Source organism: Kitasatospora nipponensis (genome assembly GCF_039528135.1).
Taxonomy (GTDB): Bacteria; Actinomycetota; Actinomycetes; order Streptomycetales; family Streptomycetaceae; genus Kitasatospora; species Kitasatospora nipponensis.
In genome coordinates, this window is sequence record NZ_BAAALF010000253.1 from 1 (window position 1) to 9,817 (window position 9,817).

8 protein-coding genes are annotated in these 9,817 nt (G+C 72.8%); 5 read left to right on the forward strand and 3 right to left on the reverse strand.

What is annotated here, in order from left to right:
* Positions 1-48 precede the first annotated feature (48 nt).
* The 3 genes from ABD323_RS37170 to ABD323_RS37180 form a co-directional block, all read right to left on the reverse strand.
* Positions 49-279, reverse strand: a complete 231-nt coding sequence (locus tag ABD323_RS37170; protein ID WP_344446516.1) for a hypothetical protein — start codon at positions 277-279, stop codon at positions 49-51.
* Complete coding sequence (locus ABD323_RS37175) at positions 276-1,796, reverse strand: PspC domain-containing protein (protein WP_344446517.1); 1,521 nt, start codon at positions 1,794-1,796, stop codon at positions 276-278. The genes ABD323_RS37170 and ABD323_RS37175 overlap by 4 nt, the downstream gene beginning before the upstream one ends.
* 139 nt (positions 1,797-1,935) lie before the next feature.
* A complete protein-coding gene (locus ABD323_RS37180) occupies positions 1,936-2,709 on the reverse strand; it encodes an SGNH/GDSL hydrolase family protein (RefSeq protein ID WP_344446518.1) in 774 nt (257 codons plus the stop codon).
* Between the two features lie 178 nt (positions 2,710-2,887).
* Here ABD323_RS37180 and ABD323_RS37185 point away from each other — a divergent pair, with 178 nt between their 5' ends.
* From ABD323_RS37185 to ABD323_RS37205, 5 genes are all read left to right on the forward strand, one after another.
* Positions 2,888-4,393, forward strand: a complete 1,506-nt coding sequence (locus tag ABD323_RS37185; protein ID WP_425556293.1) for a PspC domain-containing protein — start codon at positions 2,888-2,890, stop codon at positions 4,391-4,393.
* Positions 4,386-5,102 carry a LuxR C-terminal-related transcriptional regulator gene (locus tag ABD323_RS37190; protein WP_344446519.1) on the forward strand — a complete coding sequence of 239 codons (717 nt, stop codon included), beginning with the start codon at positions 4,386-4,388 and terminating at the stop codon, positions 5,100-5,102. Before ABD323_RS37185 ends, ABD323_RS37190 begins: the two co-directional genes overlap by 8 nt.
* A gap of 405 nt (positions 5,103-5,507) precedes the next feature.
* Complete coding sequence (locus ABD323_RS37195) at positions 5,508-6,689, forward strand: acyltransferase family protein (protein WP_344446520.1); 1,182 nt, start codon at positions 5,508-5,510, stop codon at positions 6,687-6,689.
* Positions 6,690-6,817: 128 nt separating this feature from the next.
* A complete protein-coding gene (locus tag ABD323_RS37200) occupies positions 6,818-8,353 on the forward strand; it encodes a glycosyltransferase family 39 protein (protein WP_344446521.1) in 1,536 nt (511 codons plus the stop codon).
* Between the two features lie 313 nt (positions 8,354-8,666).
* On the forward strand, positions 8,667-9,743 hold the full coding sequence (locus ABD323_RS37205) for a glycosyltransferase family protein (RefSeq protein ID WP_344446522.1): 1,077 nt from the start codon (positions 8,667-8,669) through the stop codon (positions 9,741-9,743).
* Positions 9,744-9,817: the final 74 nt, after the last annotated feature.

Sequence of the window (9,817 nt, forward strand, 5' to 3'; positions counted from 1 at the left end):
CGCCCGGTCACCGTCCTCGCGGTGACCGGGCGGGCGTGCGCCAAGGCCTTAGGGCCTGTCCTCCGGCGGCGGCCCCTGCTCGCCGCCGCGCCCGCGCCGCGACATCGCGGCCACCGCGCCGGCCAGCCCCCCGGTGCCCAGCACGATGCAGGTGACCGGCACCACGATCCGCCCGTTCACGGTGAACCCCCGCAGCGAGGCCAGCAGGTAGAGCGTGGCGAGCACGGTGAAGAGCCCGCCGGCCACGAACGAGAAGACGTCGAAACGATGCCGCTTCATCCCTGCACCACCTGAATGTCGCCGAGGCCGACCTCGATGACGAGGTCGATGGTTCCCTTGGAGGCGGTCCCCGCCGCCGGGGCGATGTCGAGCCGCTGGTGCGTGCCGACCCCGCCCTTGAAGCTCTGCTGCGGGATGCTCGCGCTGCCGACCAGGGTCCGCAGGTTGAGCCGGACCTCGACGTCGGACGGCACGGTGACGCGCACGTCGCCGGTGCCCAGCCGGACCGCGGTGGAGACCGTGGCGCCGGCCGGGTCGACGGCACCGAGGTCGACGGTGATGTCGCCGGCGCCCAGCACGTACTGGGACTGCACGTCCGCCGCGGTGGTCGGCGCCCAGGTGCGGTCGCCGAAGGCGGCGTCGGTGGAGGAGAGCGAGTGGCCCAGCACCGCGAGCAGCAGGGTCACCAGCAGCGCGGGGACGGCCAGCACCCGGGCCCGGCCGAACTTCGCGCCCACCAGCATGGTCAGCCCCAGCACCAGCAGGGCGGCGGCCAGCGTGGTGGAGAGCAGCACCGTGGTGCCGAGCGTGGTGTTGCTCGCCCAGACCCCCCAGCCGGCACCGCCGGCGAGCAGCAGCCCCAGCGGGGCGAGCAGCGAGCGCGGACGGTGGCGGCGGACCGGCGGCGGCGCCGGACGCGGCGACGCGGGTTTGCGCAGCGGGTCGTCGGTGGGCAGGTCGGTCCGCTGCCACCAGGGCTGCGCGGGTGCGCCGGGCGGCGGGGTGGCGCCGTAGGGGTTGCGCTCGGGGTGCCGCGGGTCCCAGAGGTAGCCGCTGGGGCCCATGGGCGGCTGGTCGGCCGGGCGCCCGGGGGCGTCGGCGGTGCCGGTACCGGACGGGTGCGCGGCGGTGGTGGTGTGCGCGGTGCCGGTGGCCGCGCGGGCGGCGGTCTCCTTGGCCAGGTCGACCCGCTGGTGCAGGTCGGCCTTGCGGGCCGTCCACTCGGCGTGGAACTCCTCGCGCCAGGTCTTCCAGTCCGCCAGCGCGCTGGCCCGGGCGGCGCTCTGCGCGGCCGTCGGCCGGTCGTAGGGTCCGCCGGGGCGCGGCGGGTGGCCCAGCCCGCGGGCCCGGCGGCGGCGCTCGGGGTCGTGCCGGACCGCGAAGAAGATCATCGCGCCGAGCAGCATCAGCGGGAAGAGCGAGTCGCCGCTGCCCATCCACGAGAAGAAGACGCCGGTCCCTATCACCGTCAGCAGCACCGCGCCGATCGACTGCCCGTCCACCCGGCCGGTCAGCACCCGTTGCAGCTCGGTCCGCCCGTGCTCGCCGTCCGACCCCTCGGTGGGCACGATCAGCCAGGCCAGCCCGTACAGGAACAGGCCCAGCCCGCCGGTCAGGCAGAGCACGGCGGTCACCACCCGGAAGACCACCGGGTCGATGTCCAGGTGGCGGCCCAGCCCGCCGCAGACGCCGGCCACCACGCGCTGCCCCTCGCTGCGGGTCAGTGGTGGCCGGGTGTCCCCGCTCTGGTCCTGCCCGCTCTGCTGGTCCTCCGCCGCGGTCCGCTCGTCCGTCATGCCTCTATCCTGCGGGCTGCGGGCACCCGGCGGGAGCGGGGTGGGCCCGGTGCGGACCCTGATCTGTCCCTGAGAGGGGATCAGGGGTGGCTGTCCGCCCCGGACCGGTCGACCGTGGCTCGGCGGGCGTGCCGCCGGGTCAGTGCCGCGCCGCCTGGACGGTCGGCGGCGGGCCGCTGGAGTACCAGCGCTCCTCGACCTCGCGGCTCAGCGCGGTGTAGAAGGTCTGCCCCATCCGGGTGTAGCCGGCGTCGTCGGGGTGCAGGGTGTCGTTGAACTCGGCCGGGGTCAGCGCGGGCGCGTCGACGTAGCGCAGGTGCCGGCCCTGCTGCCACTCGGCCGTCTCCAGCTGGCGCACCTGCCGGTTGAACGAGCGGGTGGCGTCCTGCAGGCCGGGGGTGGTGGGGATCAGGCCCTGCACGATGACGCTGACGTCGGGCTCGTCGGTGAAGATCCGGTCCAGCAGGGCCTGCATCCGGTCGGCGGCGTGCGCCTTGTCGGGGCCGCGGTCCAGGTCGTTGATGCCGATGTGCAGGAGCACCACGTCGGGGGTGTTGTCGGCGAGCCAGTGGTCCACCTGGTTGTGGATGTCGTCGATCATCCAGCCGCTGTGCCCCTCGTGCCAGGGGGCGGCGAACGAGCCGCTGCGCTGCGAGCCGACCAGGTCGACCCGGTAGAGCGACTGCTGGGTGACCAGGTTCCAGAGCGGGAGGCGGTAGCCGGCGCCGGTGCTGCTACCGACGCCCACGGTGATCGAGTCACCCAGCGGCATCACCCGCAGCACGGGGGGCTGGGCCGCCAGGGCGCCGGAGCGCGGGCCGCTGACGTGGGCGGTGGCCGTGGCGGTGAGGCCGAGCGAGCCGCAGGCCGCGGCGACGAGTACGGCCAGGGCGCGGGGGAGGAGTCTGTGCACGGCGATCCTTTCGTCTGTCGGTTGACGGCCCGTCAAGGCCAGGTTGACGGGCCGGGAGGCGACCGTGACAGAGGGAGGGAGCGCGGGGCGGAAGAAACACGCTTTTCCGATGATCTTCAGCACCTTAGGGGCTGAACCCTGATGCATTCGGACCTGCGGACGTGTGACCATCGGTGGCGTGGCAGCCCCCGGTACCGAACCGACCCCCGGTCCTCCCGCCCCCGACGGCTCCCCGTCCGGGGCGGCCGAGCCGAGCCCGCAGGCGGGTCGGCCGGCGTACCGCAAGCTCTACCGGAGCCCGCACTCGCGGATGCTCGGCGGCGTCGCGCACGGCCTGGCGGTCCACCTGGGCCTGCCGGTCGCCTGGGTGCGGGCCGCCTTCGTGCTGCTCTTCTTCGCCAACGGCATCGGCGTGCTGCTCTACGCGGCGTTCTGGTTCGTGGTGCCGATCGGGATCGGCGAGCCGGCCCGCGGCAGCGCGCTCGGGGTCACCTACGTCTGGGTGAACGGCGCCTTCGTGCCGGCCGGCACCGCCGGGGCCAGCCCGCAGCCGCTGCGCAAGGGGCGGCGCGGGCGGCTGGGGCGGCTGCGCGACCTGCTGGAGGTCACCTTCCAGGGCGAGGCGCCGCTCCCGCCGGCCGCCCAGGGCGCGCCGGACGGCACCGCGCAGGGCGGTGCCGCCTCCGGTGCCGCCTCCGGCAGCTCGGCCAGCCGGCAGAACCTGGGGCAGCTGGCGGCCCTGCTGATGCTGGTGATCGGCGTGATGGCGCTGCTCAACGCGCTGAACATCCAGTCCTCGCGCCCCTACACCTGGCCGCTGCTGGCGATCGGGGTGGGCGTGGCGCTGGTCTGGCGGCAGGCCGACGACTCGCGCTGGCAGCGCTGGTTCGGGCTGGAGGGCGGCCGGCGGCGCAGCGCGGTCCTGCGGGTCGCCGCCGGCGTCCTGCTGGTGACCGTCGGCATCATCGGCTTCCTGATCCTGCAGGGCACCGGCTCGACCATCGGCTCGGTGGTGGAGGCCTCGATCGCGGTGCTGGCGGGCGTGCTGGTGCTCACCGGACCGTACGCGCTGCGGATGTGGCAGGACCTCGGGGCCGAGCGGACCGCCCGGATCCGGGCCCAGGAGCGGGCCGAGATCGCCGCGCACATCCACGACTCGGTGCTGCACACGCTGACCCTGATCCAGCGCCGGTCCGAGGACCCCAAGGAGGTCCAGCGCCTGGCCCGGGCCCAGGAGCGCGAACTGCGGCTGTGGCTCTACCGTCCGCAGGCCGCCGCCGAGGCCGCCCCCGACACCCTGGCGGAGCGGATCCGCGAGGTGGTCGCCGAGGTCGAGGACCGGCACGGGGTGCCGGTCGAGCTGGTCTGCGTGGGGGACTGCCCGGTCGACGAGCGGATCTCCGCGCAGATCCAGGCCGCGAGGGAGGCGATGGTCAACGCGGCCAAGTACGGTGGCGGAGGACCGGTGCAGGTCTACGCCGAGGTGGAGGGGAGGACGGTGTCGGTGTTCGTGCGCGACCACGGACCCGGCTTCGACCCGGACACCGTGCCGGAGGACCGGATGGGCGTCCGCGAGTCGATCATCGGCCGGATGAAGCGCAACGGGGGCACCGCGCGGGTGCGCCCCGCGCCGGACGGCGGCACCGAGGTCGAGTTGGAGATGGAGAGAGCAGCTGATGACTGAGCCGACGTCACCCGGGGCCACGCCCGCGGGCAGTGGGGCGCAGGGACCCGAGCGGGTGGCGCGGGTCGTCCTGGTGGACGACCACCGGATGTTCCGCACCGGGGTGCGGGCCGAGATCGGCCGCACCGAGACCACCGGCATCGACGTGGTGGGGGAGGCCGACGACGTGGAGTCGGCGGTGCGGGTGGTCGCCGAGACCCGTCCGGACGTGGTGCTGCTCGACGTGCACCTGCCCGGGGGCGGCGGGGTCGAGGTGCTGCGCCGCTCGAGCGCGGTGATGGGCGAGCCGGGCGGGGTGAAGTTCCTGGCGCTGTCGGTCTCCGACGCGGCCGAGGACGTGATCGGCGTGATCCGCGGCGGTGCCCGCGGCTACGTCACCAAGACCATCACCGGCACCGACCTGGTCAACGCGATCTTCCGGATCTCCGACGGCGACGCGGTCTTCTCCCCGCGGCTGGCCGGCTTCGTGCTGGACGCCTTCGCCGCCACCGACACCCCGCCGGTGGACGAGGACCTCGACCGCCTGACCCAGCGCGAGCGCGAGGTGCTGCGGCTGATCGCCCGCGGGTACGCGTACAAGGAGATCGCCAAGCAGCTCTTCATCTCGGTGAAGACGGTGGAGAGCCACGTCTCCGCGGTCCTGCGCAAGCTCCAGCTGAGCAATCGTCACGAACTGACCCGATGGGCGACGGCGCGGCGGCTGGTCTGAGCGGCCGCCGGTGCGGGCGAAGGGCCGCGGCGCGGCGACGCATCGGGGCCTTCGCCGGCGTGACCGGCCGGCCCGGGCCGGCGGGAGCGCCTCCGCGGCCGCCCGCACCGCACCGCGCGGCCGGGGCGTGACTCCGTTCGAGGTGCGGGGAGCCCGTCGAACGACCCCTCGACCGCGAAGCGGGTCCCGGGGGTGCCGACCGAGGGGGCGGCGCGTCGCTGTTCGCGGCCCTTCGGGCGTGGTCGCCCAGCGTGTCGTCTTGCGCCGACCGGCCGGGGTCTGCCTTGCCTATACTCGCGAGGGCTCGATAGCCTCGGCGTAGTTTGCCCACGCCATGATCGAGTCCGTGCCTTCGCGCGGCGCGGCGACCCCCGCATCCACACTTCCTCGTCGAGAGTCCTCCAGATGACCTCCACCGTCATGCCGCCGTCCGTGGACGGCTCCGTTCCCCGAGCCGAGGAGGGAGCCCGCCGGTCCTCCGGCAAGCGTCCCCGGCTCTACGTCCTGGACGGTCTGCGGCTGATCGCGGCCATGGGCGTGGTCGGCTGGCACTGGCTCGGCGTCGAACGGTTCCCGGACGTCTGGCACGGTCTGCCGAGCAAGCTGATGCCGGTGGGGCACCTGATCGGCTCCTACAGCTGGATCGGCGTCGAGCTGTTCTTCATCATCAGCGGCTTCGTCATCTGCATGTCCTGCTGGGGACGCTCGGTGGGTGACTTCGTCACCTCCCGGATCGTGCGGCTCTTTCCCGCCTACTGGGTCTGCGTGCTGATCACCGCGACGGTACTGCTGATAGTTCCGAAGATCTGGGGCGACGACACCTCGTCGCCCACCATCAGCCGCATCCTGACCAACCTGACGATGATGAACACCCCGCTCGGCGTCTCCGACCTCGACCCGGTGTACTGGACCCTCTGGGCCGAGATGCGGTTCTACGTGCTCTTCGGCGTCATGCTGATCTGGGGGCTGACCTACCGTCGGGTGCTGGCGTTCTGCGGCGTCTGGGCGTTCCTGGCCATCATCGCCGGCCAGGCGAACTTCCCGCTGCTGAACACGATCGTCCAGCCGACCTACGCCTGGTACTTCATCGCGGGCATGGTGATCTACCTGATGTACCGCTACAAGGCGAACCTGATGCTCTGGGCGATGCTGGTCTTCTGCTGGCTGATCGCTCAGGACCAGATCCGCGGTGTGATCGGCGGCTACGAGTACGGCACCCGTCACCACATCAAGTGGAGCTACATCGTCGTCCTCAGCACCCTGTGCTTCGTCGTGGTGACGGCCGCCGCGCTGGGCGCCTTCAACTGGATGCAGTGGAAGTGGCTGACCGTCGCGGGCTCGCTCACCTACCCGCTCTACCTGCTGCACCAGGAGATCGGCTTCCAGCTGATCACCCGGCTGCGCCCGGGCCTCGCCCCGTACGCGACCCTCGCCGTGGTCGGCGCGATCATGCTGCTGGCCGCCTGGCTGGTCCACCGTCTGATCGAGCGGCCGTTCGCGCCGATGCTCAAGCGCCGGCTGGACTCCTCCTTCCAGGAGATCCGCCGCCTCAGCGAGCCCGAGGCGAAGTCGCCGACCCAGAGCTGACGCTTGACGCCGGGTCGGTATCCTCGGGTGTTCGAACCCGATGGGACCGGCCCGGCGCCCTTGCGTTCGGCCTGAGCAGAACAGGACCGTCGGTGAACCCCGAGCCAGTGACCAGAGAGAGTCCCGCCATGACCGCGCGCGTCGCAGACGCTGTTCAGCACGGCCCGGCAGGCGCCGTGGACGACGAGTCCGGACCCGTTCGAGGTGGGGCCGCCCGTGCGCTGGCCCTCCTGCAGCGCACGGTCTGGCTCTGGCCCGCACTGGTCACGCTCGGTCTCGGGGTGCGCGGCAGCTGGCGCCCGGAGCTGTGGCGCGACGAGCTGGCGACCTGGAGCGCGGCCACCCGCAGCACCGGCGACCTGTTCGACATGCTCCAGCACGTCGACGCCGTCTCCGGGTCCTACTACCTGCTGATGCACGGCTGGATCTCGCTCTTCGGGGACTCGCCGACCGTCTTCCGGCTGCCCTCCGCGCTGGCCATGACCGGCGCGACGGTCTTCGTGGTGCTGGCCGGGCGCAAGCTCTTCGGCCCCTGGGCGGGGCTCTTCGCCGGCCTGCTCTTCGCGGTCTTCCCCAGCGTCTCGCGCTTCTCCCAGGAGGCGCGCTCCTACGCCTTCGCCGTGCTCGCGGTCTCCGCCGCGACCTGGCTGCTGCTGCGGGCGCTGGAGCGGCCGACCGTGCTGCGCTGGCTGCCCTACGCGGTGAGCGTCACGGCCGCTGGCTACTTCCACATGGTGTCGCTGTGCGTGCTGGCCCCGCACGCGGTGGTCGTGCTGATGCGCTGGTGGCGCGAGCGGCGGGCCCGGCTGCTGATCGGCTTCCCGGCCGCCGTCCTGGTGGCGCTGCTGCCGGTGGTGCCGCTGGTGCTGCTCGGCCGCAAGCAGGTGGGCCGGCAGATCTCCTGGCTGCACACGCCGAACCTGCAGGACTTCGTCAACACCTGGCACGGCATGTTCGGCTCGCCGCTGATCAGCGGCTGCATGCTCTGCCTGGCCGCGCTGCCGGCCGCCTGGCCCAAGGGCCGCCGCCCGGCGGTGGAGATCGGCCTGGTGGCCGCGATGCCCGTCGTGCTGATCTGGGAGGTCTCGCAGGGCCAGACCTCGTACTTCCTCGACCGCTACCTGCTCTTCACACTGCCCGCCTGGGCCGTGCTCGCCGGTGCCGGGCTCACCGCGCTGCGCCCGCGGGTGCTGGTCGCCCTCGGGCTGATCGGCACGGCCTGGCTGGGCCTGCAGGACCAGCAGAACCTCCGCGTCCGCACGGCGCACGAGTGGTCGGACGAGAAGGGCGCGGCCCACATCATCGCGAAGGGTTACCAGCCCGGCGACGCCGTCGTCCCGGTGCGCGGTGACGCGGCGTACATGATGCTCGACTTCGCGCTCGACTACTACCTGCCCAAGAACGTCGAGCCCAAGGACGTCTTCGCCGAGAAGACGGCCGCGCAGCGGCACGACCTGTTCGCGCAGGAGTGCCAGCAGCCCGAGAGCTGCGCGGCCGGGACCAAGCGGGTCTGGGTGGTCACCTACGGTTCGACCGACGACCCGTACAAGGGTCTGAGCGCGGCCGAGGTCAAGGTGCTGACTTCCGAGTTCCACCAGGACGAGGTCAAGCACGTGCAGGGACTCACCGTCACATTGCTGGAGCGGAAGACCGCGAACGGGTGATGTGAACCTCCGTATGAATGGAGTTTGTTGGCAGCGCATCCCCGGCTGATGCAAAATCTGACACACCGGCAGCACGCCGTGCGCCGGCGCATCAGAGGCTGCCAGCCCGGGGGATGACGTGTCCACGGAACTATCGAATACGGCGGGCCCGCGGCCCGATGGTGCGGTCGGGGGGCCGCCCGAGCCGACCGAACCCCCTTCCAGATCCGGGCCGCCCGCCTGGCTGAGTCGCGCCCGCAGGGCCCTGCGCCGCGCGGCGCCCGCGCTACTCGGGTACGCCGCGGTCCGGGCGGTCGGCGTCCTGGTGATCGTCGTGCAGGGCAGCAGGCGCGGCGAGCCGGGCCTGCACCGCCTGGGCGTGCTCTGGGACGCGCGGCTCTACCAGCTCATCGCCGAGCGCGGCTACTCCGGAGTGGCTCCCATCCCCGGTCCGCACGGCCTCTACGAGATGTACGCGTTCTTCCCCGCCTACCCCGCCCTCACCAACCTGGTCTGGCGGCTGACGCCGCTGTCGATCAACGCGTCGGCCCTGCTGGTGGCGTGGGCGGCGTCCCTGGTGGCCGCCTGGGGTGTCTTCGCGGTCGTCGCGCGGCTCTACCGGCACCGGGCCGGGGTGATCGCGGCCGTCCTGTGGGGCATCACCCCCGTCGCCGTGGTCGAGAGCATGGCGTACTCGGAACCGCTCTTCGCCGCCTTCGCCTTCTGGGCCGTGTACGCGGTGCTCGCCCGGCGGTGGATCTGGGCCGGTGGCTTGACCGTGCTCGCCGGGCTGACCCGGCCGACCGGCAGCGCGGTGGCCATGACGGTCGCGGTGTCGGCGGCCTGGGAAGTGGTCCACCGGTTCCGCGGGCGCTCCGAGCGCTCCTCGCCCGGCGCCGGCCCGGCCTGGTGGCGACCGGTCCTCGGCGGCCTGCTGGCGCCGCTGGGCTTCGTCGGCTACATCGCCTGGGTGGGCGTGCAGAAGGGCCGCTGGGACGCCTATTTCAAGATCCAGGAAGCCTGGGACTCCAGGTTCGACTTCGGCCGCAACACCTACCAGTCGTTCTCGGCCCTGCTCAGCAGCAGCGGGACGGTGTGGCTGGCCGACGTGGTGGTGGCCATCGTGCTGATCGGCAGCGTGCTGCTGCTGGGCGTCTCGGTGATCCAGCGCCAGCCGCTGCCGCTGGTCCTCTTCAGCCTGGGGATCCTGGTCCTCGCGCTCGGTGACGCGGCCTACTTCAACTGCCGTGCCCGTTTCCTGCTGCCGGCGTTCGGGCTGCTGCTGCCGATCGCGATGAGCCTGACCCGGCTGCGCAGCCGGGCCAGCCTCGTCCTGGTGCTCAGCGGAGCGGCCCTGACCTCGGCGGTCTACGGCGGCTACCTGGCTTTCGTCTACCCCAACGCGCCGTAGTCCGCCGTCCCGCCGTGCCCGGCCGCCCCCGGCGCGGGGGGGGCGGGTCCCGCTCGGGGAGCTTGTGCCCGGTG